This window comes from Neisseria sp. P0021.S007, from assembly GCF_051956855.1.
Genome location: NZ_JBQCXA010001621.1, coordinates 1 through 454 on the forward strand (window position 1 = coordinate 1; position 454 = coordinate 454).

Here is a 454-nt window from a genome sequence, read left to right on the forward strand (position 1 = left end):
GTTTCAGACGGCCTGCTTTGTATTTTATGAAACCTGTTTTCCGCTTTCCAATAGCAGCCACTCACCAGGCCGTCTGAAAGTTTTGTATGTCTTTAGCCCCACCCAAACGTATTCTGATCATCAAATTGCGCCATCATGGCGATGTGCTTTTGAGCCCGCCGGTGGTCGATGCGCTGAACACCCGTTTCCCAGATTGCGAAATCGATATGCTGGTATACGCCGGTACGGAGCAGCTGATTGCCGATAATCCGCAGATTACGCAGATTTTTACCATTGATCGAAATTGGAAGAAGCTGGGCGTATTCAAGCAGTTGGCATGTGAGAAAAACCTTTTTTCAAAGCTGAAGGCGCGTGATTATGACTGGGCTTTCAACCTGTCCGATCAATGGCGCGCGGCGGTAATCGCCAAACTGTGCGCCCGTTGCAGCGTGGGTTTGGACTGCATCAAGCGTGA

General features: G+C 50.0%; 1 pseudogene. It reads left to right on the top strand.

Going from position 1 to position 454, the window contains the following annotated elements:
* Positions 1–86: 86 nt before the first annotated feature.
* A pseudogene (locus ACTHUR_RS20580) lies at positions 87–454 on the top strand (putative lipopolysaccharide heptosyltransferase III); the annotation flags it as partial.